Origin of the sequence: Anaerococcus porci, from assembly GCF_009696575.1 — a bacterium.
In the GTDB taxonomy this organism is placed as follows: domain Bacteria; phylum Bacillota; class Clostridia; order Tissierellales; family Peptoniphilaceae; genus Anaerococcus; species Anaerococcus porci.
The window spans coordinates 99683-126474 of the sequence record NZ_VULQ01000001.1 but is presented as its reverse complement, the minus strand read 5'-3'; the positions used below and the strand labels follow the sequence as shown (position 1 = coordinate 126474).

Annotated in this window: 23 protein-coding genes; 21 read left to right on the top strand and 2 right to left on the bottom strand. The window is 27.9% G+C overall.

The features are described 5' to 3' along the window. The first annotated feature begins 1 nt into the window (after window position 1). From ligA to FYJ26_RS00600, 8 genes are all read left to right on the top strand, one after another. Window positions 2–2008 (top strand): NAD-dependent DNA ligase LigA, encoded by a 2007-nt coding sequence (gene ligA, locus FYJ26_RS00635; protein ID WP_154538810.1) that lies wholly within the window; start codon window positions 2–4, stop codon window positions 2006–2008. Then, window positions 2001–2279 carry an Asp-tRNA(Asn)/Glu-tRNA(Gln) amidotransferase subunit GatC gene (gene gatC, locus FYJ26_RS00630; RefSeq protein ID WP_154538809.1) on the top strand — a complete coding sequence of 93 codons (279 nt, stop codon included), beginning with the start codon at window positions 2001–2003 and terminating at the stop codon, window positions 2277–2279. Before ligA ends, gatC begins: the two co-directional genes overlap by 8 nt. 10 nt (window positions 2280–2289) lie before the next feature. Continuing rightward, window positions 2290–3699, top strand: a complete 1410-nt coding sequence (gene gatA / locus FYJ26_RS00625) for an Asp-tRNA(Asn)/Glu-tRNA(Gln) amidotransferase subunit GatA (RefSeq protein WP_154538808.1) — start codon at window positions 2290–2292, stop codon at window positions 3697–3699. Further along, entirely contained in the window at window positions 3689–5110 is a 1422-nt protein-coding gene (gene gatB, locus FYJ26_RS00620) for an Asp-tRNA(Asn)/Glu-tRNA(Gln) amidotransferase subunit GatB (protein WP_154538807.1), read from the top strand. Before gatA ends, gatB begins: the two co-directional genes overlap by 11 nt. 19 nt (window positions 5111–5129) lie before the next feature. Further along, the gene (locus FYJ26_RS00615; protein ID WP_154538806.1) at window positions 5130–6404 is read left to right on the top strand and encodes an amidohydrolase; all 1275 of its coding nucleotides are present in this window, start codon (window positions 5130–5132) and stop codon (window positions 6402–6404) included. Next, on the top strand, window positions 6404–7594 hold the full coding sequence (locus FYJ26_RS00610; protein ID WP_154538805.1) for an NAD(P)H-hydrate dehydratase: 1191 nt from the start codon (window positions 6404–6406) through the stop codon (window positions 7592–7594). Before FYJ26_RS00615 ends, FYJ26_RS00610 begins: the two co-directional genes overlap by 1 nt. 107 nt (window positions 7595–7701) lie before the next feature. Then, entirely contained in the window at window positions 7702–8046 is a 345-nt protein-coding gene (locus FYJ26_RS00605; RefSeq protein ID WP_154538804.1) for a type II toxin-antitoxin system PemK/MazF family toxin, read from the top strand. Continuing rightward, the gene (locus tag FYJ26_RS00600; protein WP_154538803.1) at window positions 8046–8897 is read left to right on the top strand and encodes a ComEC/Rec2 family competence protein; all 852 of its coding nucleotides are present in this window, start codon (window positions 8046–8048) and stop codon (window positions 8895–8897) included. Before FYJ26_RS00605 ends, FYJ26_RS00600 begins: the two co-directional genes overlap by 1 nt. Before the next feature lie 126 nt (window positions 8898–9023). On the opposite strand, the gene murC is transcribed toward FYJ26_RS00600, so the two are convergent. After that, complete coding sequence (gene murC / locus FYJ26_RS00595) at window positions 9024–10412, bottom strand: UDP-N-acetylmuramate--L-alanine ligase (RefSeq protein WP_154538802.1); 1389 nt, start codon at window positions 10410–10412, stop codon at window positions 9024–9026. Window positions 10413–10577: 165 nt separating this feature from the next. On the opposite strand from murC, the gene rpiB reads away from it, so the two are divergent. The 10 genes from rpiB (at window position 10578) to FYJ26_RS00545 (ending at window position 22572) form a co-directional block, all read left to right on the top strand. Then, on the top strand, window positions 10578–11021 hold the full coding sequence (gene rpiB / locus FYJ26_RS00590) for a ribose 5-phosphate isomerase B (RefSeq protein WP_154538801.1): 444 nt from the start codon (window positions 10578–10580) through the stop codon (window positions 11019–11021). Continuing rightward, window positions 11021–13015, top strand: a complete 1995-nt coding sequence (gene tkt / locus FYJ26_RS00585) for a transketolase (RefSeq protein ID WP_154538800.1) — start codon at window positions 11021–11023, stop codon at window positions 13013–13015. Before rpiB ends, tkt begins: the two co-directional genes overlap by 1 nt. Before the next feature lie 94 nt (window positions 13016–13109). Then, a complete protein-coding gene (gene deoD, locus FYJ26_RS00580; RefSeq protein WP_154538799.1) occupies window positions 13110–13829 on the top strand; it encodes a purine-nucleoside phosphorylase in 720 nt (239 codons plus the stop codon). Window positions 13830–13838: 9 nt separating this feature from the next. Beyond that, a complete protein-coding gene (gene glmU, locus FYJ26_RS00575) occupies window positions 13839–15230 on the top strand; it encodes a bifunctional UDP-N-acetylglucosamine diphosphorylase/glucosamine-1-phosphate N-acetyltransferase GlmU (RefSeq protein ID WP_154538798.1) in 1392 nt (463 codons plus the stop codon). Between the two features lies 1 nt (window position 15231). Continuing rightward, window positions 15232–16218 carry a ribose-phosphate diphosphokinase gene (locus FYJ26_RS00570; protein WP_154538797.1) on the top strand — a complete coding sequence of 329 codons (987 nt, stop codon included), beginning with the start codon at window positions 15232–15234 and terminating at the stop codon, window positions 16216–16218. A gap of 1 nt (window position 16219) precedes the next feature. Then, window positions 16220–16804, top strand: a complete 585-nt coding sequence (gene pth, locus FYJ26_RS00565; RefSeq protein WP_154538796.1) for an aminoacyl-tRNA hydrolase — start codon at window positions 16220–16222, stop codon at window positions 16802–16804. Then, a complete protein-coding gene (gene mfd, locus FYJ26_RS00560) occupies window positions 16797–20294 on the top strand; it encodes a transcription-repair coupling factor (RefSeq protein ID WP_154538795.1) in 3498 nt (1165 codons plus the stop codon). Before pth ends, mfd begins: the two co-directional genes overlap by 8 nt. Continuing rightward, on the top strand, window positions 20291–21337 hold the full coding sequence (locus tag FYJ26_RS00555) for a foldase protein PrsA (protein WP_154538794.1): 1047 nt from the start codon (window positions 20291–20293) through the stop codon (window positions 21335–21337). The genes mfd and FYJ26_RS00555 overlap by 4 nt, the downstream gene beginning before the upstream one ends. Continuing rightward, window positions 21288–22208, top strand: a complete 921-nt coding sequence (locus tag FYJ26_RS00550) for a SurA N-terminal domain-containing protein (protein ID WP_154538793.1) — start codon at window positions 21288–21290, stop codon at window positions 22206–22208. The genes FYJ26_RS00555 and FYJ26_RS00550 overlap by 50 nt, the downstream gene beginning before the upstream one ends. Window positions 22209–22293: 85 nt before the next feature. Next, window positions 22294–22572, top strand: a complete 279-nt coding sequence (locus tag FYJ26_RS00545) for an HU family DNA-binding protein (protein ID WP_154538792.1) — start codon at window positions 22294–22296, stop codon at window positions 22570–22572. Window positions 22573–23000: 428 nt separating this feature from the next. Here the strand turns inward: FYJ26_RS00545 and FYJ26_RS00540 are convergent, their stop codons facing one another. Further along, window positions 23001–24746: an Rqc2 family fibronectin-binding protein gene (locus FYJ26_RS00540; protein WP_154538791.1), complete on the bottom strand. Its 1746-nt coding sequence runs from the start codon at window positions 24744–24746 to the stop codon at window positions 23001–23003. Between the two features lie 89 nt (window positions 24747–24835). On the opposite strand from FYJ26_RS00540, the gene gmk reads away from it, so the two are divergent. Genes gmk through coaBC form a run of 3 tightly spaced genes read left to right on the top strand, consistent with a single transcriptional unit; the run spans window position 24836 to window position 26787 of the window. Next, window positions 24836–25432 carry a guanylate kinase gene (gene gmk / locus FYJ26_RS00535; protein ID WP_154538790.1) on the top strand — a complete coding sequence of 199 codons (597 nt, stop codon included), beginning with the start codon at window positions 24836–24838 and terminating at the stop codon, window positions 25430–25432. Between the two features lies 1 nt (window position 25433). Continuing rightward, window positions 25434–25622 (top strand): DNA-directed RNA polymerase subunit omega, encoded by a 189-nt coding sequence (rpoZ, locus tag FYJ26_RS00530; protein ID WP_154538789.1) that lies wholly within the window; start codon window positions 25434–25436, stop codon window positions 25620–25622. Next, window positions 25615–26787, top strand: coding sequence for a bifunctional phosphopantothenoylcysteine decarboxylase/phosphopantothenate--cysteine ligase CoaBC (coaBC, locus tag FYJ26_RS00525; RefSeq protein WP_154538788.1), 1173 nt, complete (start codon window positions 25615–25617; stop codon window positions 26785–26787). Before rpoZ ends, coaBC begins: the two co-directional genes overlap by 8 nt. The last annotated feature ends 5 nt before the right edge of the window (window positions 26788–26792 follow it).

Below are 26792 nucleotides of genomic sequence, written 5' to 3'. Positions count from 1 at the left end.
TATGGACAAAAAAGAAAGAATTAGAGATTTAATAGATCAAATTAATGAATTAAATTATCACTACTATACCTTAGATAAACCTTTAATATCAGATGGTGAGTATGATAAGCTATATGATGAGCTTAAAAATCTTGAAGAGGAAACAGGTATAGTGGATAAATTCTCACCCACTCAAAGAGTTGGAGGAGTAATACTCGATAAGTTTGAAAAGCATTACCATATTTCAAGGTTATATTCTCAAGATAAGTCACAAAATTACGAAGATCTAAAAGAGTGGATTAATAGATGTGAGAGGTTAAGACAAAATTATAATAATACTCATGAAGATAAATTAAAAAAGTTAGAATTTATAACTGAGTATAAGTTTGATGGACTAACAATAAATCTAACCTATAATGATGGAGTGCTTCAAACTGCAGCTACGAGAGGTAATGGAATAGTTGGAGAAAATGTTCTAGAACAAGTTCTTACTATTTCTTCTATCCCAACAAAAATTGATGAAAAATCTTTGATAGAAGTCCAAGCAGAGGCTGTAATGCCGCTTTCTTCATTAAAAAAATACAATGAAGAAAATGAAGTTCCTTTAAAGAATGCTAGAAATGCAGCAGCTGGAGCAATTAGAAATCTAGATACAAGTCAAACAAAAAAAAGAAATCTTAAGGCATATTTTTATCAAATTCCTACAAATGAATTATCATTTGAAACTGAAGAAGAAATGCTTAAGTTTTTAGAAAAGCAAAAACTTCCAGTATATCCTTATTACAATTTAATTGATAATTTTGATGACTTAGTTAAAGAGATAGAAAGAATTAAAGTTCAAAGACATAAAATAGACATATTAACTGATGGCGTAGTAATTAAAATAAATGATATAAAAACTCAAAAAGTACTTGGATATACTAATAAATTCCCTAGATGGTCAATAGCCTTTAAATATGATCCTGAAGAATACACTACAATTTTAGAAGATGTTTTGTGGAATGTGGGAAGAACTGGAAAAGTTACACCATCTGCAATAGTCAAACCTGTAGATTTTTCTGGGGTTACTGTAAGACGTGCTACCTTAAACAATTATGATGATATTGAAAGAAAAAAACTTAGAATTGGTTCCAAGGTGTTCATAAGAAGATCTAATGATGTAATTCCAGAAATTTTGGGCGTAGTTGATGAAAATCAAAAAAATACAAAAAAGATAGAAAAACCATCAAGATGTCCTTTTTGTAACTCAGAACTTATTGAAGGGAATGTTCATATATACTGTCCAAATTCTATATCATGTACACCTCAACTCAAAGCAAGACTTGTTCATTTTGCTTCAAGAGAGGCCATGGATATAGATGGTTTGAGTGAGAGAACTGCTGAATTATTTATAAAAAATTTAAATATTAATGAAATTTATGACTTATATGATATAGGATATGAGGATTTGATAAAACTTGAATCATTTAAAGAAAAAAAGACTAATAATCTATTAAATGCTATTGAAAATAGTAAGGAATGTGATTTATCAAATTTCACTTATGCTATAGGAATTCCAAATGTTGGAGTAAAGACTGCAAATGACCTGGCTAATAAGTTTAGGACTTTTAATAATCTTAGAAATGCAAAAGAAGATGAGTTAATAGAAATTGAAGATATTGGTGAAAAAACTGCAAGTTATATAATAGATTTCTTTAATGACCATAATATTAGTAAATCAATTGATATACTTTTATCAAAAGGCATAAAAATTAAAGAAATAGATAAAGGTATTAAGTCTGACTTATTAAAAAATAAAAATATTGTTATAACGGGTTCTATTGATAATTATAAAAGAAATGATTTGAAAAAATTAATAGAGAATAACTTAGGTAATGTAACAAGTTCTGTTTCTAAAAATACAGACCTAGTCTTGTGTGGTCAAAAACCTGGCTCAAAAAGAGATAAAGCTATTGAATTGGGAATTGAAATATTAGAAAGTGAAGATCTACTCGATTTTATAGAAAAATTGGAGGAAAACTATGAATAAAAATGAAGTTGAAAGAGTTTATAGACTTGCTAACTTAGATCTTTCAAATGAAGATATAGATATAATAACAAATAAATATAATATAATACTTGATTTTATAGATCATATATTTGAGGTAGATTGTGAAAATGTCGAAATGACAGAAATGTTAGAAAATCATAAGGCTATATTAAGAGAGGATGAAGCTCAAGAATCTCTTGATAGAGAAGATGCCTTAAAAAATGCTAAAGATACTCAATTTGGATACTTTAGATTAGATTGGAAACTTTAAGGAGATATTGATGAATATAAACAAAACTATTGAAAAATATAAAAATAAAGAGATTTCAGTCTATGATCATACTAAAAAAGTTTTAGAAAAGATAAAAAATGATAAAACAAATGCTTATATATCATTTAATGAAGAAGATTCTCTTGAAAGAGCAAAATATCTTGATCAAAAACTTAAAAGTGGTGAGAATTTAGGAAAATTATTTGGAATACCTGTAAGTGTTAAGGATAATATTTCATATAAGAATATGAAATTGACCTGTGCTTCAAAGATGCTTGAAGATTTCACACCTTTATATAATGCTACAGTAGTTGAAAATATTTTAGATGAAGATGGTATAATTATAGGGAAAACAAATATGGATGAGTTTGCTATGGGTGGGTCTGGTGAAACATCTTATTTTGGTCCAGTTTTAAATCCGCTTGATGAAAATTTGATTCCGGGTGGATCATCATCAGGTTCTGCAGTTAGTGTTGCAAAAGGTGATGTATTAGTTTCTTTAGGTACTGATACTGGCGGGTCAGTAAGGCAACCTGCTTCTTATTGTAATATAATTGGCTATAAGCCAACTTATTCTATGATGAGTAGGTATGGAGTTGTAGCTATGGCAAATACCTTAGATCAAGTATCTTTATTTGCAAACAATGTAAAAGACTTAAGAATTTTAGCAAGTGCAGTTCAAAGTCCTGATCAAATGGATATGACAGCAAGCTTAGAAAAATATAAATTTTCTGACGATGATTTTAGCTTTGAAGGTAAAAAAGTTGCAATTATAAAAAATGATAACAATGAATTTAACATTACAGACTCTGTATATGAAGATTATAAAAATGCCATAGACTTAATTAAAAACAAGGGTGCTATAATAGAGGAGGTTGACCTAAAATACTCAAAGTATGCTAATGAAGTTTATAGTGTAGTAATGAGCTCTGAAGTAAGCTCAAATCTTTCTAGATTTGATGGCATCAGGTATGGTTACCAAACAGAAGATTATAAAGATGTTGAAGAACTATTTATAAAAAATAGATCTGAAGGTTTTGGAGAAAATGTTCAAAGAAGAATAGCACTGGGAACTATGTATTTATCAAGTGAAGATAATCAAAGGATATACAAGCAAGGGTTAAAAATCAGGAGTCTAATTATTGAAGAATTAAAAGAAATATTTGATAAATATCATTTCTTAATTACACCTACAACTGTAGATTTGCCATCTAAACTTGGAATTTATACAGATAATCCATTGAAAGACTTCTCATCAGATATATTTAATGTAATAGTTAATTTAGCAGGATTATGTGGAGTTTCAGTACCTGTTAGAAAGGGTATATCAGGAAGTATTCAAATAATTGGTGATAGATTCAAGGATAAAGAGATTATAAATGCTTGTGAAGAGTTTGAAAGGATAAAAAATGAAGACTAGAACAATAATAGGATTAGAAATTCACGTTGAACTGTCAACTAAAACAAAAATGTTTTGTTCATGCAAAAATGAATTTGGTGCTATCCCTAATACAAATACTTGTCCAACTTGCTTAGGTCATCCTGGTACTCTTCCAAGAATTAATAAAGAAGCAGTAAGATATGCAATTATGGCTGGACTTGCTTTTAACTGTGATATAAAGACAGAAATGAAAATGGACAGAAAGAAGTATTTCTATCCAGACCTTGTAAAGGGATATCAAATAACACAACAAGATGAACCTTATGCTGTTGGTGGATATATAAAGCTTAAAAATGGAGATAAAATAAGACTAAACCACATCCATATGGAAGAAGATACTGCAAAATCAAATCATGATGAAAATAATAGGACATTAATGGACTATAACAGAGCAGGACTTCCATTAATAGAAATAGTATCAGAGCCAGATTTGAAATCTGCTAAAGAAGCTAGAGAATTTGTAGAAAAGCTTGCCCAAACATTGAGATTTTTGGATGTTTCAGATTGCGTAATGGCTGAAGGATCAATGCGTTGTGATGTTAATATAAACCTTGAAAATCTTGAAAATGGGAAAAGAACTGCCATATCTGAAATAAAAAATCTTAACTCAATGAAAGCTATAGAAGATGCCTTAAATTTTGAAACTAATAGACATAAAAAAATGCTAGAAGATGGTAATCTAGGTATAAAAGAAACTAGAAGATGGGATGATTTAAGTCAAAGCACTATATCTATGAGAACAAAGGAAACTACAAATGACTATAGATTTTCCATAGAGGGTGATATCCCAAGAATTAAGCTTGAAAAAAGTTTCATAGAAGATATAAAAAATAATTTACCTGAACTTCCTGAGAAAAAAGAGCAAAGATATATAGAAGAATATAAACTATCTTCATATGATGCTAACCTTTTATCAAATGATAGAAAACTTTCAGAACTTTTTGAAAGCACAAATGAAATTGTAGATAATCCAAAAGAAGTTTCTAATTGGATTTTAACAGAGCTTTCAAGAAGATTAAATGAATTTAAAATAGAATCTGACCAAATGAATTTATCTGTAAAAAACTTTGCGAAACTTATAAACTTGGTTATTTCAAATAAAATCAACAATAATGTTGGTAAAAAACTTTTAAGAGAAATCTTTGAAAGTAATGATGATCCAGAGAAACTAGCTAAAGAGAGAAATCTTCTACAAATAAGTGATGAAAATTTCCTAGAAGACATAGTAAATGAAGTTTTGAGAGAAAATCCTCAATCTATTGAAGATATAAAAAATGGTAAGGATAGGGCTTTTGGATTCTTAGTAGGTCAAGCTATGAAAAAGACCAAGGGTAAGGCAAATCCACAACAAGTAAATGCTTTGCTTAAAGATAAAATAGCCAAATTCTAATTCTAAGAATTGATTTATTATGAATATATTAATAGAAAATGCTAACATACTCTCAATGGCAGATGGTGAAAAAATTTATAAATCTAATATCTGTATTGAAGATGGTAATATTACAAAAATTTCAGATAACACACAATATTTTAATTATGATAAAAAGATTGATGGAAGTGAAAAACTTGTCATGCCAGGGTTTATAAATGCCCATACTCATGTTGGCATGAGTTTTTTTAGAAATTATTCTGATGATGTGAGTCTTATGACATGGTTAAATGAAAAAATTTGGCCACTTGAAGATAAACTATTAAAAGACGATGTTTATTGGGCTTCACTTTTATCACAAATAGAAATGATTATGACTGGCACTACAACATTTGCTGACATGTATTACTTTGAAGAGCAAACCATAAAAGCACTTGATAAGTCAAAAATGAGAGCACAAATATCAAGAGGTCTAACCTTAGAAGATAAGGATAATAAAAAAATAAAAGAAAATCTAGCTCTTTATGAAAAATTTGATGGAAAAGATGGAAAAATAAATATAGCGTTGGGTCCTCATGCTGTTTATACGACTGACAAGGACTATCTTAAAGAAATATCCAAAATATCATCAAAAAAAAATATTCCAATCCATATTCACCTATCAGAAACAAAGGCAGAAAACATTGAATGTCAAAAAAAATTTGGTCAAAGTCCAACTGAAGTGTTTAATGAGTGTGGAATATTTGATAATAGGACTATAGCAGCCCATGGATTGTACTTATCTGAAAAAGACATTGAAATATTAAAAAATAAAAATGTTTCTATAGTTCATAATCCATCATCAAATTTAAAACTTTCATCTGGTTTTTTAGATGTTTCTAAATTATTATCTATGGGAATCAATGTTGCAATGGGGACTGACTCAGCAGCTAGCAATAATAATTTATCAATGATTAAAGAAATCTCTTTGGCTTCCTTAGTTTCAAAATACTATGATCCAAAGAATTTAAGAGCTTATGATATTTTAAAACTTGCTACTATAAATGGTGCTATGGCTTTAGGACTTTTTGATAAGATTGGAAGTCTTGAAGAGGGGAAAAGAGCTGATTTAATTTTAATAGACTTAGACAATCCAAATCATACTCCAAAAAATAATCTTATATCATCAGTTTGTTATTCAACATATGATAAGGATGTAGAAACAGTAATAATAGATGGTGATATTGTTTATGAAAATTATGAGTTTACAAATTTGGATATTGAAGAAGTGATGGCAAAATCAGAAGAAGCATTTAAAAGATTAAGGATGAGATAATGCTAGGTATAGATTTAGTTGATATAAATAAATTTAGGATGAAATGTAAAAATCCTAAATTTATTTATAAAATATTTACTGATAATGAAATTCATTATGGAAATAAAAAAGGTAATAGAATAGAAACTTTTGCTGGTCTATTTGCTGCAAAAGAGGCCGTTATAAAAGCTTTAAATCTTAATTTAGCTTATATTTTAAGAAAAAAAATAGAGATTTTACATATAAATAATAAACCATATGCAGTAGTTGATAATAAAATAGAGCTTGAAATAAGTATAAGTCATCAATCAGATTATGCTGTTGCTATATGTAATAATAAAAGTCTATTTAATGAAATTATTATTGATAAAAATATAAAAAAATTATTAGTAGATAGAAATGAAAATTCTCATAAAGGGGATTTTGGCAGAGTTGCAATATTAGGCGGAAGTAATGGAATGAGTGGCTCTGTTTATTTGTCATCTCTTGCTTCACTTAGATCAGGATGCGGACTAAGTCATATTATTTGTCCGTCATCTATTTCAAATATTTTACAAATAAAGTCAACTGAAAGTATAATAGAAGAAGTAAAATGTGATAATTTTCATTATAGTGATGAGATATATAATAAGATTCTCATATATTTAAAAAATAAGGATAGTCTAGCTATAGGCCCTGGCATGGGAAGAGCTAATGGCTTAAATAAGCTTTTATTCTCAGTTATAAAAGAATATAAAAAAAATATTGTTATAGATGCTGATGGATTAAATGCTTTATCTGATGATATTAGTATACTTAAAAATCATGAAAATATAATTCTAACTCCACATGTAATGGAATTTCATAGGTTATCTAAGCTTCCTTTAGAGTACATAAATAAAAATAGAATGGAAGTTGCAAAGAAATTTGCAAAAGAAAATAAAATTATTTTAGTTTTAAAGGGTCAAAAAACTATTGTGACAGATGGAGATTACTCTTATATAAATAATACAGGAAATTCCGGCATGGCTACTGCTGGAAGTGGCGATGTTTTAACAGGTATTATTTTGGCAAATCTATCAATAATGAAACCTCTAAATGCTGCCATATTATCAGTTTATATACATGGATTGGCAGGAGATATTGCTAAAATAAAGTTAGGGGCTGATTCAATGATTGCAAGTGATATAGTTAATAATATAAGTGAAGCTTATAAATTAATGAGGAAGTAAAATGATAAAAAACTTTAATTTAGTCTATATACATAATGATTTTTATAAATTGAAAATATTTGATAAATATATTAAAAAAATAAATATTAAGCTAATAGGAGATATAAATGAAGGTTAAAAGAGGTGACTTATTTTATGCTGATCTTTCTCCAGTAGTTGGTAGTGAGCAAGGGGGCGTTAGGCCCGTTATAGTAGTTCAAAATGATATGGGGAATAAATACTCTCCAACTATAATTGTGGTTCCTGTCACAAGCCAGATAAAAAAATCAAAACTCCCTACTCACGTCTCACTTAGTGCTAATAAATTTGGTTTACCTAAAAATAGTGTAGCCTTATTGGAGCAGTTAAGAACTATTGATAAAAGAAGATTAAGAGATAAATTGGGAAGTTTCGACAAATCAGTTATGATAAAAATTGACCAAGCTATAGCAGTTTCTGTTGGAATTGATTGATGAAATCAATTATTAAAAATATACTAATAGTAGTTTTACTAATAGTTCTTTCAATAGTTAGCTATTATACATATACCAATAAGAAAATAGATACAAATTTAGAAATTGACTATATAGATGTAGGTCAAGGTAATGCTGTATTAGTAAAAGAAAACAAAAAAGTTTTATTGATAGATGGAGGAGGTAGGTCTAGTAGTAGAAAATATTATTCTTATATTGATAATAAAAATATAGATACTATTGATTATCTTCTAGTTAGTCATTATGATGAAGACCATATAGCGGGTCTTATATCCATATTGGATAATAAAAAGGTTATCAATGTAATTTGTCCTAACTATAAAAAGAATAGTAAAATTTATAAATCTTTTATGAAATCCTTAAAAAATTCTAGTGCTCATATAATTCATCCACAAGTCGGAGATGAATTTATTTTAGGTAAGGCAAAATTTAAAATCTTATGGCCTAAATCTTTTGAAGATAGTTTAGATAATGAAAATTCCATAGTTTTAAGACTTAGTCATGGCAATAATTCGTTCTTATTTCCTCAAGATGTTGATACGAAAATAGAAGACCAGCTAATATATAGTGGTTATAATCTAAAAAGTGATGTACTAATGCTAGGACACCATGGGAGTAAATTTTCTACTTCAAAAGAGTTTATTAAAGAAGTTAGACCAAAGCTTGCTATACTTTCAGTTGGAAAAAATAATAGGTATAATCATCCCGCTAAACGTGTAATTGATTTACTTATAAACGAGAATATAAAACTTTTAAGAACAGACATTGATGGTAATATATCCTTAGAAAGTAATGGGAATGAAATAAAAGTATATACTGATAAAGAATAAAAATCCCTCTTTAAAGTGAAACTTAATATAGGTTGAACCGACCTCCCAAATTGGTTTTTTATCTTCAACTTTTGTGGTTCAGTCCATAGATATAGTTTCACTAAATTTAGAGGGATTTTATTATTATTATTTACTTTTTACTATCATTTTAGCTAACTCATCTGGATTTCCACACCCAGTAGTTATTACTAGATCATCTTTCTTAATTTCTTTAAGTATATAATCACGAGCACTTTCGAAATCTGGAATATAAATTGCATTTCTTCCAGTCTTTACCATAGCATCAACTACATCCTTGCTATTTATAGTAGGATCAAATGCTTCTCTTGCTGCATATATATCAGTAATTATAACTTCATCTGCATCATCAAAACTTTCAACAAAATCATTAAATAGAGTTTTGGTTCTTGAATATGTATGAGGTTGCCATACACATATTAACCTACCCTTTGTATGCTCCTTAAGAGCGTTTAGAGTCACTTTAATTTCTGAAGGGTGATGTCCATAGTCTGTCATAATATCGCATCCGTTTACATTACCTATTACTTGCATTCTTCTATCAAGCCCTTTATACTCTTTTAAATATTTTCTTATAGTTTCAATATCTACACCATTTTCATGAGTTGATATGATTGCTGCACAAGCATTATTTATATTGTGTCTTCCTATTATAGACAATTCGAAATGTTCAACACTACCATCTTTCATAATCAAATCAAATCTCGGCTTGCCAAGTTCATCAAATGTTATATTAGTAGCGTTATAATCAGCATCTTTATTATCTTGACCATATGTTATAAGCTCACCTTGAACAGCATCTAAAATAAGTTTATTATTTTCTTCATTAAGATTTAGTATAGTTTTAGAATCTTTATCTTGGTTTCTTAAATAGGTTTTGAATGTTTCAATTATTTGATTTAAATCCTTATAAAAATCTAGATGGTCCTCATCTATATTTAGGATGATTACAGTTGAAGGATAATAATACTTTATATTTCCTTTGTATTCACATGCCTCAGTTACTAAAAAATCTTTGTCACCTACGTGTACATTTCCATCAATTTCATCTAATTCTCCACCTAATAAAATTGAAGGATTTTTTGAAGAATGCATAAGAATTTTTGAAATCATACTTGTTGTGGTACTTTTTCCGTGAGAACCAGAAATAGCAATTGAGTTTTTATAGTTTCTCATAAGGGCTCCTAGAAAAACACCCCTTGTAACAACTGGTACATCTAGCTTACGTGCTGCTATTAGTTCCTCATTAGAATCTGCTATAGCATCAGTATATATTACTAAATCTGGATTTTTAATATTTTCTTTTTTTTGTCCAATTAGGACATCTATCCCATTATTAATTAGGTTTTTACTTGTTTCGGAAAGCTGTCTATCAGAACCTGTAATATTGTAACCATTTTCTTTTAGTAAAATGGCGATTCCACTCATTGAAATACCACCTATTCCAATCATGTGAATATTTTTATACTTGTAATCATTTATATTAAATTCAAACATTATTACTCCTTTAAAAGCTTTTTTTTATTTTAACTTATGTTATTATACCATAAGTTAAATAATTACTCCATTTCTCAATATTTATCTTTATATTTTGAAAATTGACACAAATTCTATTAAATGATAATCTTTTATTATATAAAGTTAATGAATTGAGAGGTAAAAATGAGATATATTATAGGTAACGATCACGGAGGTATAGATCTTGTTGATAGTGTAGAAGAAATTCTTCTTGATTTAGGTCAAGAAGTTGAAAAAGTAGGCACTTATAATAAGGATTCTTGTGATTACTCTGATTTTGCAAAAAAGGCATGTGAAAAAATCATAAATAATGAAGCGGATTTTGCAATACTAATATGTGGAACAGGAATTGGTATGAGTCTTTCTGCTAATAAAGTTAAAGGAATAAGAGCTGCTTGCGTATCTGATGTTTATTCTGCAAAGATGTCTAGAGCACACAACAATTGTAATGTTTTATGTATTGGTGCAAGAGTAATTGGATCAGAAGTTGCAAAGATAATTGTAGAAACTTTTGTAAAAACTAAATTCGAAGGTGGAAGGCATCAAAGAAGAATAGAAAAAATCACTGAAATTGAGGAGAATAATTAATGTTTAATGAAAAAGATATCAATGCTATAAATGCAATTAGAACTTTATCAATTGCTCAAATAGAAAGTGCAAATAGTGGACATCCTGGTCTTCCAATGGGTGCAAGCCCAATGGCATATGTATTATGGAATAAGGTTTTAAATGTAAATCCAGAAAAAAGTGATTGGCATAATAGGGATAGGTTTGTTTTATCAGCAGGTCATGGATCAGCAATGCTTTATTCATTACTTCACCTAAGTGGATTTGATTTATCTATTGAGGACTTAAAAAACTTTAGACAAATAGGTTCTAAGACTCCAGGACATCCTGAAAGAAAACATACTGATGGAGTTGAGGTAACCACAGGACCATTAGGTCAAGGAATTGCAAATGCAGTTGGATTTGCTATAGCTGAAAAGCATCTTGCAGCTTTATATAATAAAGAAGACTTAAAGATTGTAGATCACTATACTTATGCCATATGTGGAGATGGTGATCTTATGGAAGGTATTTCATATGAATCTATGAGTCTTGCTGGACACTTAAATTTAAATAAACTTATAATTTTACATGATTCTAATGATATATGCTTAGATGGAGATTTAAAAACTTCATTTTCTGAAAATATTGAAGGAAGAGTTAAGGCTCAAAATTGGAATTATCTTAAAGTTGATGATGGTAATGATTTAGATGCTATATATGAAGCAATAAATAAAGCTAAAGAAAGTAAGGATAGACCTAGTTTCATAGAGATTAAAACTATTATAGGTTATGGTTCTTTAAACCAGGGTACCAATAAAGTTCATGGTGCTCCTATAGGTTTTGATGATTATAAAAGAGTAAAAAAATTCTATAATTGGTCCTATGACGACTTTGAAATACCTGAAAATATATACGAAACCTTTAGGGAAAATATATTGAAAAATGGTAAAGAAAAATATCAAAAATGGCTTGAAAAATTTAAAGAATATAAAGAAAAATACCCAGAAGACGCAAAAAATTATATAAGTGGATTTGAAAGAAAACTTGATGAAAATTGGATTGATCAAGTTAAAAAATATTCACACGAAGATGCACCGATTGCCACAAGAGCTTCAAGTGGCGATATAATTCAAGATATAGCAAAAATAAATAAAAACTTTTGGGGAGGAAGTGCCGATTTATTTTCTTCAAATAAGACAGATATAAAATCAAGTGATAGGTTCAAAAAATCAAATCCTGAAGGAAGAAACTTATGGTATGGAGTAAGAGAATTTGCAATGTCTGCTATTGCTAATGCAATTGTAGCACATGGTGGATCTTTCCATCATATATCTACATTCTTCGTATTTTCAGACTACCTTAAGGCTGGTTTAAGGCTTTCTGCTCTATCTCATATACCTGTAACTTATGTGTTTACTCATGATTCGGTAGCAGTAGGTGAAGATGGACCAACACACCAACCTATAGAACAATTAGCAATGATTAGAGCAATTCCTAATACTATAGTGCTTAGACCATGTGATGCTAATGAGGTTAGGCTTTCATGGAAGATAGCACTTGAGAGTAAAGAATCTCCAGTAGTTATAGCCCTAACTCGTCAAAATGTGTCTAACTTAGAAGAAACTGAAAAATTGGATGATATATCTATGGGGGCCTATATAATTAAAGATTCAAATAAAGATAAACCTGATGGAATTATAATAGCAACAGGAAGTGAAGTAGAGCTTGCTATAGAAACTAGAGAAGAACTGTTAAAAGATAATATTGATATTAGGGTAGTATCAATGCCTTCTTTTGAATTATTTAGAAAACAAAGTGAAAAATATAAAGAGAAAATTTTACCAAAAGATGTAAGAAATAGAGTATCTATTGAAATGGGAACTTCTTTTGGTTGGAGCGAGTTTACAGGTAATGAAGGTTTAAATATAGCTGTAGATAGCTTTGGTATATCAGGTAATTTTAAGGATGTTAAAGAAGAATTAGGTTTTGATAAAACTATAATAGCTAAGAAATATAAAGAAAAATTCAATTGATTAAGGTGGCAAGCTTACTACTTGCCTTCTTTATTTTAAAAAAATACTAAAAAGTGATATATTATAATTATAAGAATAATAAAAAGGAGTGAATATGAGTATACCAACACCACATATTTCAGCAAAAAGTAAAGATGAGATTGCTAATACTGTATTAATGCCTGGAGATCCTTTAAGGGCAAAGTATATAGCCGAAAATTTTTTAGATGATTATAAACAATTTACAAATACTAGAGGAATGTTAGGATTTACAGGCTTTTATAAGGGTAAAAGGGTATCTGTAATGGGTAGTGGAATGGGAATTCCATCATCAATGATATATTTTAATGAACTATATAAATTCTATGATGTAGAAACTATAATAAGAGTTGGAAGTGCTGGAAGCATGCAAGAAAATGTGAAATTGCATGACATTGTTCTTGCAACAAGTGCTTGTAGTGAGTCCTCAATAAATGATAATTTATTTGGAAATATACATTTTTCACCAACACCAGATTTTGATTTACTTTTGACAGCTTATAATAAATCAAAAGAGTTAGGTTATATAACTCATTGTGGACAAGTGCACTCTTCAGATCAATTCTATAGTAATATTGATGAGAAAGTATTTAAAAACTTACAACAATATGATGTTTTATGTGTTGAAATGGAATCTTATGGTCTATTTACAACCGCTAGAAAATACGGAAAGAAAGCTTTAGCAATATTTACCATTAGTGATTCTTTAGTGTCAAATGAAGCTGATAGTGCTGAAAACAGACAAAATTCTTATACTCAAATGATGGAATTAGCACTAGAAGTTGCACCTAAATAAGGGGTTAAAATGCTTAAAAATATAATACTTGCAGCAGGAGAAGGTACTAGAATGAAATCTAATACCTCTAAAGTTATGACCAAAATTCTAAATAGAGAAATTATATCATATATAATTGATGCGTGTGATATAGAAAATTCTAAAACCATACTAATAGCTGGGAAAAATAAAGCACTTATAGAAGAAAAATTTCCTAATCTTGAAATAAGAGAACAAAAAATAGGAGAAGATTATCCTTATGGCACAGCATATGCGGTAAGTATGGCCTTAGATCTTTTAGAAGATGAAGACGATATTATAATATTAAATGGTGATATCCCACTAATAACTAAAAATTCACTTAATAGTTTTTATAATTTCCACAAAGAAAATAATAACAATTTGAGTGTAATGTCTACTGAAATTGACAATCCAACAGGATATGGAAGGATTATTAGAGAAAATGGGAAATTCAAAAAAATAGTAGAACAAAAAGATGCTAATAAGGATGAACTTAAAGTAAAAGAAATAAATGTAGGTATATATGCTTTTAAGGCAATAGATTTAAAAGAATCACTAAAAAAAATCAATACTGATAACAAGTCAAATGAGTATTACCTAACAGACTGTATTGAGATTTTAAATAATGAAAATAAAAAAGTTGAAAGCTATGTAGCTAGTAATCCTGATCAATTTTATGGAATAAATAATAAAAAAGAGCTTGCAGAAGCTGGTTCAATTTTAAGAAAAAGAATAAATGAATATCATATGTTAAATGGTGTAATCATTGAAAATCCAGACATAGTAACAATAGAAAAAGATGTAAAAATAGGAAAAGATACTCTTATATCAGGTCCTTGTAAAATTTTGGGAAAAACATCTATAGGTGAAAATTGCATTATTGAAGGCAGTTCAAGAATTGAAGATTCTGAGATAAAAGATAAAGTTAAAATTGATAATTCAGTAATAGAAAAATCTTTTGTAGATGAAGGAACAGATATTGGACCATTTTCTCATTTAAGACCAAAATCAAAATTAGGTAAAAATGTTCATATTGGAAACTTTGTTGAAGTTAAAAACTCAAACATAGATGATGGGACTAAAGCTGGACACCTTGCCTATATAGGAGATGCCGATTTAGGAAAAAACATAAATGTTGGTTGTGGAGTTATTTTTGTTAACTACGATGGTAAGTTTAAGCATAGATCAATTATAGAAGATGATGCCTTTATAGGATCAAATTCAAACTTAGTAGCACCAGTCCATATAGAAAAAGAAGGATATATAGCGGCAGGATCAACTATAACAAAAAATGTAGAAGAAGGAAATCTTTCAGTAGAAAGAGCAAAACAAGTGAATATACCTGGATATGTTGAAAAAAAGAAAAAAAGAGATTTAAAAAAATTAAAGGAGCAAAATTAAGATGACAGAGTGTGTAAATCCATCTAATATTTGTAGGGGAGAGCTTATAGTAATTGCTGGTAATTCAAATCCAAAACTAGCACAAGATGTCGTTAATTCACTAGGAATAGAATTAGGGGAAGCTGAAGTTAAACACTTTGCTGATGGTGAAATTAATGTAAAAATAAATGATACTGTAAGGGGAAAGGATGTATATATAATTCAACCAACTTCATATCCCACCAATGATAATTTAATGGAATTATTGATATTGACTGATGCTTGCAGAAGAGCTTCTGCAGGTCATGTCAATGTAGTAGTACCATACTATGGATACGCAAGACAAGATAGGAAAACAAGAGGTAGAGAACCAATAAGTGCAAAATTAGTTGCAAATTTGATTACAGTTTCTGGTGCAGATAGGGTAATTACTATGGACCTACATGCAGGTCAAATTCAAGGATATTTTGATATTCCTTTAGATCATTTTTCTGCAATTAGACTTTTATCTTCATACTTTAAAAAAGAAGCTTTTGGAAAAAGTGATGATTATGTAGTAGTAAGTCCTGATTTAGGTGGGGTAACTAGGGCTAGAAACTTTGCCGATTATTTGAAATTAACAATAGCCATTATTGAAAAAAGAAGACCAAAACCAAATGTTTCAGAAGTTATGAATGTCATAGGAGATTTTAAGGGAAAACACTGTATTCTAGTTGACGATATGATAGATACTGCTGGTACAATATGCAATGCTGCAAATTATTTAATGGAAAATGGAGCAAAGGATGTATCAATGGCTGCAACTCATGGAGTTTTAAGTGGACCAGCTATAGAAAGATTAGAAGAATCTTGTCTTAAAGAAATAGTAATTACAGATACAATTCAATTGCCAGAAGAAAAAAAGATAGATAAAATAAAAATCATGTCTATAGCACCACTGCTTGCTGAAGCAATAAAAAGAATAAATAGTTATGAATCTATAAGTGGTTTATTCGAGGATGCTAAGTAAAATGTATTATATCGTAGGGTTAGGAAATCCTGGTTTAAAATATGAAAATACAAGACACAATGTTGGCTTTTTAACAATAGATTATCTAGCAAGAAAGTACAATATTGACGTACGAAAAATAAAATTTAAGTCTTTAATTGGTCAGGGAGTAATTTCTGACCAAAAAGTCATGCTTATAAAACCTCAAACTTATATGAACAATTCAGGAGAAGCCTTAAGAGAAATATATAATTATTTTGATTTTAAACATGATAAGTTAATTGTTATCTTTGATGATATAGATATAGATTTTGGTAGTATTAGAATAAGAAAAAAGGGCTCTGCTGGGACCCATAATGGCATGAAATCTATAATCTACAACCTTGAATTTGATGACTTTCCAAGAATTAAATTAGCAGTAGGCAAGAAACCTGAATATATGGATCTTGCAAATTTTGTATTAAGTGGATTTTCTAAAGATGAAGCAAAAATAATAGAAGATGAAATTAAGTTTACTAGTAATGCAATAAGTATGATATTAACTGAAGGAATCGATAAGGCTATGAGTTTGTTTAATTCAAAAAGGTTGATAGAAAATAATGAATAGTATTACTAATCAACTATCATCTATCGAAAAAATATCAAAAATATTAAATAATTATAAGGATTTATCCCCAATATTTTTACACGGTATTACCAGAGAGCTTTTATCACATTTATCTCTAACTTTCTTTCAAATTCTTAATAAGAATATAATAGTAATATGTGAAAATGAAAAAAAAGCAATGGAATTTGCACAAGAAGTAAATTTCTTAGAAGAAAATGAGTGTCTATATTTTCCTTCTACCGAAGTTAATTTTTACAATATTAAAAGTCTTGAAAGATCAGATGAAATTAAAAGGTTAGAGCTCTTAAACTGCTTATCAAAAGGTAAAAAATGTATTATAGCTACAACACTTGAAGCCTTATCCAATAAACTTACTCCTTTAGAGATTTATAAAGATAAATCTTTCATGATTGATTTTAATTCAAAAATAGATATAAACGATTTAAAGAAAAAATTTCTCAATCTAAATTATGAATATAATAAATTGGTAGAATCTAAAGGAAATTTTTCGATAAGGGGGTCTATAATAGACTTTTGGCCTATAGAATATGATAATCCTGTAAGATTAGAGCTCTTTGATAATGAAGTAGATTCTATAAGATTTTTTGACAGTAACACTCAACGTTCATTGGGAAATATAGAAAGTGTTGAAATAAGACCTACAAAAGAATTAATCTATGACAAAGAAGACTATAAAAAAGTAATTCTTAATATAGAAGAGCAATTGGATAAGTTAAATAATACTAGTGATTTTATAAAGCTTAAAGATAAATATAGACAAATCATTTCATATATTAAGGATAGTCTATATATAGCTAATGATGATTTGATTACTTATTTTAGAGATGAAAATTATGAAAGTATTTTTGATTATATTAATGATGAGCCAATCATTATATTTGACGATTTAAATAGGGTTGAAGAGGAATATAAAGATAGAAGGGATAAATTTTCATTAGATTTAGGTTTACAAATAGAAAATGAAGAAGTATTTTCATCTTTTTCTAATATAAAAATACCTATCAAAGATGTGTTTATAAATATCAAATCTTTTCCTATAATAAATGCATCTAGTTTGTTGAAAAATACGTCAAATATTAAAGCAAAAAAAATTATAGAATTAAGAACTATAGAACAAGAAAACTTTAATAATGATATAGATTCTTTTATAGCAAATATTAAAAACTTAATATATAAAGATGAAAAGATTCTAATATTAGGTGCAACCAAAAAGACTCAAGAAAATTTAGCAGACCTTTTTATAAAAAATGGTATTAATAATTTTACTTATGATTTTTATAGTAATTTTGAAAATAATAATATAATAATTACTGACAGAAATACATCTAGAGGTTATATAATAATTGACTCAGCAATAAATGTATATAGTTATAGGGATATTTTTGGTAAGGATAAAAAAAGAAAGAAAAAGAAAAAAAAATCAAAGATTTTAAATGCTAATGATATCCTAAACTATTCTGATATTGAAGTTGGTGATTATGTAGTACACGAAAATAATGGTATTGGTATATATAAAGGTTTATCCCAAATAGAAGTCAATAATATAAAAAAAGATTATTTCCTTATTGAATATATGGGAAAAGACAAGGTCTTTGTGCCAGTAGATCAAATGGACTTAGTTAGTAAGTATATTGGTAATAAGGGTGATAAACCTAAATTATCATCTCTAGGCTCAAATCAGTGGAAAAAAGCAAAACAAAAAGCAAAAAAAGCTGTAGATGAAATAGCTGAAGACTTAGTAGAATTATATGCTAAAAGATCAAAATTAAAGGGTCATGCCTTTAGTAAGGATACAGCTTGGCAAAAAGAGTTTGAAGATTCATTTATATATGAAGAAACTGAAAGTCAGTTAAGAGCCATAAATGAAATAAAAAAAGACATGGAAAAGGATAAACCCATGGACAGACTCTTATGCGGTGATGTTGGTTATGGAAAAACTGAGGTTGCTCTAAGAGCAGCATTTAAAGCTATAATGGATGGATATCAAGTTTGCTTTCTAGTTCCAACTACAATTCTTGCAAGACAGCATTATGAAACTATGCTTGAAAGGTTTAAAGATTTTCCAATTGATTGTAGGATGCTTTCAAGATTTGTTTCAAAAAAAGACCAAGATAATACCATTAAAAACTTAAAATCAGGAAAAGTTGATATAATAATTGGAACCCATAGACTTTTATCATCAGATATTGTATTTAAAAACTTAGGATTACTAATTATAGATGAAGAGCAAAGATTTGGCGTAAGACATAAAGATAAAATGAAAAAATTAAAAGAAAATCTCGATGTTCTTACATTATCAGCAACTCCAATTCCTAGAACTTTACAAATGTCTTTAACTGGAATAAGAGATATGTCAACCTTAGATAAGCCGCCAGAAAGAAGAATGCCAGTAAACACTTATGTAATAGAATATGATTTTATAATAATAAAAAGAGCAATAGAAAAAGAATTAGATAGGAATGGTCAAGTATATTTTGTTTATAATAGGGTTGGAAATATAGAAAAAATTTATAATCATCTTAAACAATTAGTTCCTGATGCAAATATAGCCATTGCTCATGGTCAAATGACTCCAAAAAGTTTAGAAAAGGTGATGGAAGACTTTATAAAGGGTGAAATTGATATATTACTTTCTACAACAATCATTGAAACTGGAATGGATATACAAAATGTAAACACAATTATAGTTTATGATTCTGACATGATGGGGTTGAGTCAACTTTATCAATTAAAGGGCCGCATCGGTAGGTCCTCTAGATCCTCATATGCATATTTTACTTATAAAAAAGGTAAAGTTTTAACAGAAATAGGAGAAAAAAGACTGAAATCAATTAAGGATTTTTCAGATTTTGGATCTGGCTATAAAATTGCTATGAGAGATTTAGAGCTAAGAGGAGCAGGTAATATTTTAGGTGAAAGTCAGAGCGGACAAGTAGAAGCTATTGGGTATGACTTATATGTTAAATTTTTACAACAAGCTATTAATAAGGCAAGTGGTAAAGAGATTAAAGATTATAAATTTAATAATGTATATATTGATATAAAAATTGATGCATATATACCTGAAACATATATAGAGGATCCTGGTCAAAAAATTGAAATGTATACTAGAATTTCTAAGATTGATAATCTAGAAGATTATAGCCTAATTGTAGAAGACTTAATAGATAGATATGGAGATGTGCCAATTATGGTGGATAATATAATGTATGTATCTTTAATAAAGTCTTTAGCTGATAGATTAGGTTTTGATGAAATTAGAGAAGTTAAAGATCAGATTAAAATATCATATAGTGATAGAAATAAATTTACATTTAAAGAACTCTCACAAATTAATGAAAAATATAAAAGTAAACTATCATTAGACTTATCTCATAATCCATCATTTAATATACCAAACACAAGTACCAAGTTATTAGACTGCTATGAACTTTTAAAATTAATAAAAGAAATTAAGGAGACAGAATGAATAAAAAAATATTAGCTTTAGTATTAGCTACAGGATTTGTATTAGGGGCTTGTTCAAATAATAATACAAATAACAATGCCTCAAGCAACAAAAAAGAGACAACTGCTACAGAAAGTTCTAATCAAGAAAAAGATAAAACTAATAAAGATGTAAAATTAGAAGATGATGCTGTTGCAATGGTAGCGAATGAAAAAATTCCTAAAGATGCATATAAAGATGAAATGAGTTTTTATTCTGCAATGCTTGCAAGCCAACAACAATTAAAATCTTCAATTGTAAATATGATGATTCAAGATAAACTTATATCGAATGATATGAAAAAAAACAATGTTAAAGTTGATGATAAGGAAGTAAACGAAAAATTTCTTAAATACATCCAACAATTTGGAGGAGAAGAAAAATTCGATAAGATGCTTGATGATTATAATATGAGCAGTGACAAATTTAAAGAAACCATCAAAAAAGACCAAATTTATCAAAAACATAGAGCATGGTTTGAAGAAAATAATCCTGTTTCGGATGATGAAATAAAAAAATATTTTGATGAAAATAAAGATAACCTAATTCAAGTTAAAGCCAGTCATATTTTAGTTGAAGATGAAGCTACAGCCAAAGAATTAAAAGAAAAATTAGATAAGGGTGAAGATTTTGCAAAACTAGCTAAGGAATATTCTAAAGATACTGCTAATGCAGCCAAGGGCGGTGACTTAGGCTACTTTAACAAGTCTCAAATGGCTAAAGAATTCTCAGACAAGGCTTTTTCTATGAACAAAGGTGAAATATCCGATCCAGTAAAGACATCTTATGGCTATCATATTATAAAAGTTGAAGACAAGAAAGATAGTGCTGAGGACTTAAAAGAAGATATTTCTAAAGCACTTAATGATAAAAAATATTCTGAATATCTAACTAAATTATTTAATGATGCAAAAGTTGTAACAGAAGATGGACCTCAAACAAAAAACTCTGAGACAGATATAAAGCAAAAAAATAATGATAGTTCAAACAAAGAAAACAAAGAAAATTCTAATAGTAATAATTAGTCTTATTTCTTTTTTAATTACATCTTGTTCGACAAATAATATAGACAAAAACAACTGTGTAGCAATAGTTGATAATAAACCAATATTTAAAGAAAAATTTGAAAAAGAACTTAGCTTTTATCAAAAATTTTATATAAAAAAATATGGGGAATCATACCTTGATGATAAAAATAAGAATGGAGATTCTAATTTTAAAAAGTTAGAGTCTGAACTTCTTGATTCATTAATAAAAGATCAGATATTTTTAAATGATTTAGATAGAAATAATATTAAAGTTAGTAAGAATGATTCTCAAAATTTATTAAAAGAACTATCTGATAAAATAGGTGATGAAGCATCTCTTTTGGCAAATGTTGAAGCCTTTGGTTCTGATCAAAGTGAAATTAACGAGATTTTATTTAATGATTCAATCAGGAAAAAACATTGGGAATTCTTTGTGAATAATAATAAGATTAAAGATAAGGATGTAAGAGAATTTTATAAAAATAATAAAAAATTACAGAAAATGTATAAATATGATGTTCTTATTTTTGATGATAAATTAGAAGCTCAGAAAGTTAAAGAACAAATTAATAATAGTAATGATTTTAGGAAATTTTTAGAATCTGATATTAGAAATTATGAAATATTTAGGTCTGATTTTGTATATAATGATGATAAACTTCTATCTTTAGCAAATATTTATGAAAAAGATAAAGTTAGTAAAATCTTCGAGAATGAGGATTCATACTTTATACTAATGGTAAATTCATTAAATACAAAAGAAAATGATTTATTAGTTAGAGCTAAGGAAATTTATTTAAAAAATGAGTATGATAAATATATAAAAAATCTAATAAAAAACTCAAATATCAATCTTTTTATTAGATAAATGCTTGAAAAATATTATATATTTATGTATAATCTAACTTAGAGTTAAGCAGAATAAGATTAAGATTGATTTATAAGGAGGAAATATGAATAAATCAGAATTATTAGTTAATATTTCAGAAAAAAGTGGACTTAAAAAAGTTGAAGCAGAAAGAGCTTTAAATGCTTTTATCGAAACTGTAACAGAAGCTTTAGCAAAAGAAGAAAAAGTACAATTAGTTGGATTTGGAACTTTTGAAACAAGGGATAGAAAAGCTAGGGAAGGTAGAAATCCTAGAAAACCAGATGAAGTTATAAAAATTCCAGCTTCTAAAGCTCCAGTATTTAAAGCAGGAAAAACACTTAAAGAAGCAGTTAATAAATAAATAAATAATTCAAAACTACTAGCTATATGTTAGTTTGCACAAAAGTGCATAAGACATGAATACAGGCACGCCCCTATTGGGGCTGTCGAGTATTCTAAATATAAAATACTATATCAACTATTATATAACCTCAAAATCCGAAATATAGATTGAGGTTTTTTTATGCCAAAATATTTTTAAGGCTCTTGTCGAATCGTGTTGATAGATAAAAATAAACACAATTATTTACCAGGAAGTAGAACATACTACCACCTGGTTTTTAATTTCTTAAAACTAAATTTCTAATAATAAAAATTTTAGTCCTAAAATTAACAAATAATCTAAAAGTAAAAATAATGCTTTTAATAGTCTTGATAAATTGTTAATCTCTTTAATCACTATATTAGAGTATTTATATAATTGATTTAGTTTAATTATCTTAATCTTTTTTATTGTATTCTTTTATATAAATCTTTTGGCTTGTCGCTTAAATCTACAGTTATAGTATTAAAATTTTCATAATATACCATACCAAGCTTAGAACCCTTGGCCTTATTTACATTCTTTTTTTCAGTGTAGTCTACATCCACTTTTAATGAATTAGAAAGAGAAGAATTACTAGCAGCAAGATAGGATGCAGATATTAAATCATTTTCATTAAAATTATCTGTCTTTAAAATAACATGACTTCCAGGTGCATTTCTAACATGGAAAAAGTAATCATGTTTTCCAGCTAATTTTAAAGTAATATAATCATTTTGCCTAGAATTTTTACCCACATATATATGACTATTATTTATAGTTATATAATGTTTAGGTTTTGACTTTTCTTTATTTGATTTTTTATTTCTACTAGAATCTTTGATTATTTTATTAGATATAAGTTCGGATTTTATATCATCTAAATCGTTTATACTATCACTTCTTTCTACAAAATCTAGAAGTTGAAGGAGATAATTTAGATATTCTATTTGATTTGGATAATCTTTTTTAGCATAGCTAATAGAATTTTTTAATTTTTTATATCTCTTATAATAATTATCTACATTTTCCCAAGGATTTTTTAATGGATCAATTATAATTTTTATTTCTTTATTTTCATCATAAAAATTATTTACTCTTATTGAATTCATTCCTTTACTTATTTTATTTATATTAGCTGCTAGCAAATCTCCACTTTTCCTATAAAGTTCCATAGAATTTTCTTTACTAAGATTTTTATCTAGTATTGTAATTTTCTTTTTAGTAGACTTTATATGGCTATTTATCTTTCTTTCAAGATCATTTTTAATTTGTCTTAGCCTATCGTTTGACTTATTAACTTTATAAAATTCTTCTATAGCTTCGCTTATAAAGTCATATTTTTTATATTCATATTGTAGATGTCTAAGTCTAAAAGAATAAAATTCTTTAAATTTATTATTTTCTTTATATAATGTAGGAGTGTAATCATTTTCTAATAATTTTGATCTTAATTTAATTATATTTTTATTTAAAGCTTTTTTCTCGTCTTCGCTAACTAATCCCCAATTAACCCTAGTATCTATACCTGCTCTATAACATAGTTCATTAGCTATTGTAGGTGAAAATCCTAAGTATGTAGAATATAGTAATTCTTTTGGATTTGCATTATCTGGAGTTTTTTTATCTATATAATATATATCCTTATCAAAGTTTTCAAGTATATTAAATTTATCACTTTTTATAAAATTATAATTCTTGCCTGGCAAAATTTCTCTTACAGATGACATCTTGTTGTTAACTCTCTTTATAGAATCAATGATTTTGAAATTATCATCAGTAAGAATAATATTTGAGTATTTACCCATAATTTCAACTATTAATTTATTTGATACATCAAATCCCATTTCATCAATAGAAGATATATGAAAAATAATTACCCTATCTAATTTATACTGTTCAATGTCAATGATTTTACTTTGGTTAAGATATTTTCTTAAAACCATACAGAAATTTGGTGGATTTTGTGGATTTTCAAATTTTTCATTTGAAAAACTAACTCTTCCTTCGTTATTATTTGCACTTATCATTAACTTATAGCTTTTTCCTAAAGAGTATATACTTAATACAATATCATTTTTAGAAGGTTGGCTGATTTTTTGAATTTTTCCTCCTATTACTTTATTCTTAAGTTCATAAGTGACAGCTCTGGTTACTAGACCATCAAAACTCATATTATCACCTCTTTTAATTGATACTAATCATTATACAGACTTGAAGTAAATTTTTCCATAAAGTAAAATAGAAGTAATAAGGAGGCGCAATGAAAAAAGGATTTTTATTAGTAATTTCTGGACCTTCAGGAGTTGGTAAGGGTACAGTACTACATGATCTTATGAATACACAAAAAAACTTAGTTTATTCTGTATCTGTTACTACCAGGAAGCAAAGACCTGGGGAGATAGAAGGGGTAAGCTATTTTTTTAAGAGCCATGATGAATTTGAAAAAATGATAAATGAAGATAAGTTTTTGGAATATGCTAAAGTACATAATAATTATTATGGAACTCCTAAAGACTTTGTAGAAGAAAAAATTAATGAAGGTAAAATAGTTATTTTGGAGATTGATGTTCAAGGAGCATTAAATGTAAAGAAAAATACTGATAATGGAGTTTTTATTTTTCTAGCGCCTCCTAGTCTAAGTGAATTGAAAAATAGAATTGTAAATAGGGGAACTGAAACTACTAAAGATATTAAACTTAGGATGAATAATGCTAAAAAGGAATTATCCTATATCAATGAATATGATTATTTAGTAGTTAATGATCATCTAAATTCAGCAATAAATTTAGTTAATGAAATAATAAACGCTGAGAAACATAGGGTATTTAGAGAGGAAATAAATTTCGAAAGGGAGTAAAATGAATAATCCATCATTTAAAGAATTATCAAATATTAGTTCAAGTAGGTATGAAATTTGCATGATGTGTGCAAAAAGAGCAAGAAGAATTGTAAATGGTTCAGATCTTTTGACTAAGGATAAAGAAGCGAAACCAGTAACTCAAGCATTACATGAAATAATGGAAGGAAAAGTTAGAAAGTATGATTAAAGGAAAGAATATACTTCTTGGAGTTTCAGGAGGTATAGCTACTTATAAGGTTCTAGACTTATGCTCTAGGCTAAAAAAAGAAGGGGCGAACCTTAAAATAATAATGACAGAGGGAGCTTGTAAATTTGTAACCCCATTGTCATTTGAAACCATGGGAAAATGCAAAGTATATTCTGATATGTTTGAAGGTCATCATGATAAGGTCCATCATATAGAACTTCCTAAATGGGCAGATGTTTTTCTAATAGCACCACTTACAGCTAATACCTTAGCTAAAATGACTTATGGTATAGCAGATAATATGCTAACAGCAAGTATACTTGCTTGTGATAAGGATATAATTGTAGCACCGACAATGAATACAAACATGCTAAATCATCCCGCTACTCAAAAAAATTTAAAAACTATAGAAGATAGGGGTGTTTACATAATAAATCCTTTATTAGGTATGCTTGCTTGTAATACACGCGGTGATGGCAGAATGCAAGAACCTGTAAATATAGTAAAATATTTAGATTATTACTTTACCAAAAAAGACCTAAATGGGAAAAAAATTATAGTAACAGCTGGTCCTACTGTAGAAAAGATTGATTATGTTAGATATATTACTAACAAATCAAGTGGTAAAATGGGATATAATATTGCATATGAAGCTTTTAAGCGAGGTGCAGATGTAAAGCTTATTTCTGGTCCTGTTAGTCCATTTGAAGTTGATTGTGTTGATAAAGTGAATGTCAATACTAATAAAGAATTAAAGGATGAAATAGATAAAGAATTTGATGATGCAGACGCCCTAATAATGGCGGCTGCACCTACTGATTATAAAGTTGAAAAACCAAGTGATGTCAAAATAAAAAAGGATGGAAATAACTTAAATTTAGAATTAATTGAAAATATTGATATTTTAAAGTACTTTGGTGATAAAAAAAATCAACAAACTCTTATAGGTTTTGCAGCAGAAACAGATGATTTGATTAATAATGCACAAAAAAAATTAGAAGCTAAAAAGGTTGATTATATTATAGCAAATGATCTTAAGAAAAAAGGTGCAGGTTTTGACGTAGATACTAATATAGCTTCAATTCTATCTCATAAGAGTATTGAAAAGCTTAATATGATGACAAAAAGAGAATTGGCTAATAAGATTTTGGATTTATTGGTTTAGGTGAT

Bases quoted from the DNA above. Each gene is read 5' to 3' on its own strand.
- FYJ26_RS00555 (WP_154538794.1), top strand. From the start codon at position 20,291: ATGAATAAAAAAATATTAGCTTTAGTATTAGCTACAGGATTTGTATTA.
- tkt (WP_154538800.1), top strand. From the start codon at position 11,021: ATGTTTAATGAAAAAGATATCAATGCTATAAATGCAATTAGAACTTTA.
- FYJ26_RS00615 (WP_154538806.1), top strand. From the start codon at position 5,130: ATGAATATATTAATAGAAAATGCTAACATACTCTCAATGGCAGATGGT.
- gatB (WP_154538807.1), top strand. From the start codon at position 3,689: ATGAAGACTAGAACAATAATAGGATTAGAAATTCACGTTGAACTGTCA.
- pth (WP_154538796.1), top strand. From the start codon at position 16,220: ATGTATTATATCGTAGGGTTAGGAAATCCTGGTTTAAAATATGAAAAT.
- FYJ26_RS00570 (WP_154538797.1), top strand. From the start codon at position 15,232: ATGACAGAGTGTGTAAATCCATCTAATATTTGTAGGGGAGAGCTTATA.
- coaBC (WP_154538788.1), top strand. From the start codon at position 25,615: ATGATTAAAGGAAAGAATATACTTCTTGGAGTTTCAGGAGGTATAGCT.
- murC (WP_154538802.1), bottom strand. From the start codon at position 10,412: ATGTTTGAATTTAATATAAATGATTACAAGTATAAAAATATTCACATG.
- FYJ26_RS00605 (WP_154538804.1), top strand. From the start codon at position 7,702: ATGAAGGTTAAAAGAGGTGACTTATTTTATGCTGATCTTTCTCCAGTA.
- FYJ26_RS00600 (WP_154538803.1), top strand. From the start codon at position 8,046: ATGAAATCAATTATTAAAAATATACTAATAGTAGTTTTACTAATAGTT.
- FYJ26_RS00550 (WP_154538793.1), top strand. From the start codon at position 21,288: ATGATAGTTCAAACAAAGAAAACAAAGAAAATTCTAATAGTAATAATT.
- FYJ26_RS00545 (WP_154538792.1), top strand. From the start codon at position 22,294: ATGAATAAATCAGAATTATTAGTTAATATTTCAGAAAAAAGTGGACTT.
- FYJ26_RS00610 (WP_154538805.1), top strand. From the start codon at position 6,404: ATGCTAGGTATAGATTTAGTTGATATAAATAAATTTAGGATGAAATGT.
- ligA (WP_154538810.1), top strand. From the start codon at position 2: ATGGACAAAAAAGAAAGAATTAGAGATTTAATAGATCAAATTAATGAA.
- gatC (WP_154538809.1), top strand. From the start codon at position 2,001: ATGAATAAAAATGAAGTTGAAAGAGTTTATAGACTTGCTAACTTAGAT.
- rpiB (WP_154538801.1), top strand. From the start codon at position 10,578: ATGAGATATATTATAGGTAACGATCACGGAGGTATAGATCTTGTTGAT.
- deoD (WP_154538799.1), top strand. From the start codon at position 13,110: ATGAGTATACCAACACCACATATTTCAGCAAAAAGTAAAGATGAGATT.
- gmk (WP_154538790.1), top strand. From the start codon at position 24,836: ATGAAAAAAGGATTTTTATTAGTAATTTCTGGACCTTCAGGAGTTGGT.
- mfd (WP_154538795.1), top strand. From the start codon at position 16,797: ATGAATAGTATTACTAATCAACTATCATCTATCGAAAAAATATCAAAA.
- rpoZ (WP_154538789.1), top strand. From the start codon at position 25,434: ATGAATAATCCATCATTTAAAGAATTATCAAATATTAGTTCAAGTAGG.
- glmU (WP_154538798.1), top strand. From the start codon at position 13,839: ATGCTTAAAAATATAATACTTGCAGCAGGAGAAGGTACTAGAATGAAA.
- FYJ26_RS00540 (WP_154538791.1), bottom strand. From the start codon at position 24,746: ATGAGTTTTGATGGTCTAGTAACCAGAGCTGTCACTTATGAACTTAAG.
- gatA (WP_154538808.1), top strand. From the start codon at position 2,290: ATGAATATAAACAAAACTATTGAAAAATATAAAAATAAAGAGATTTCA.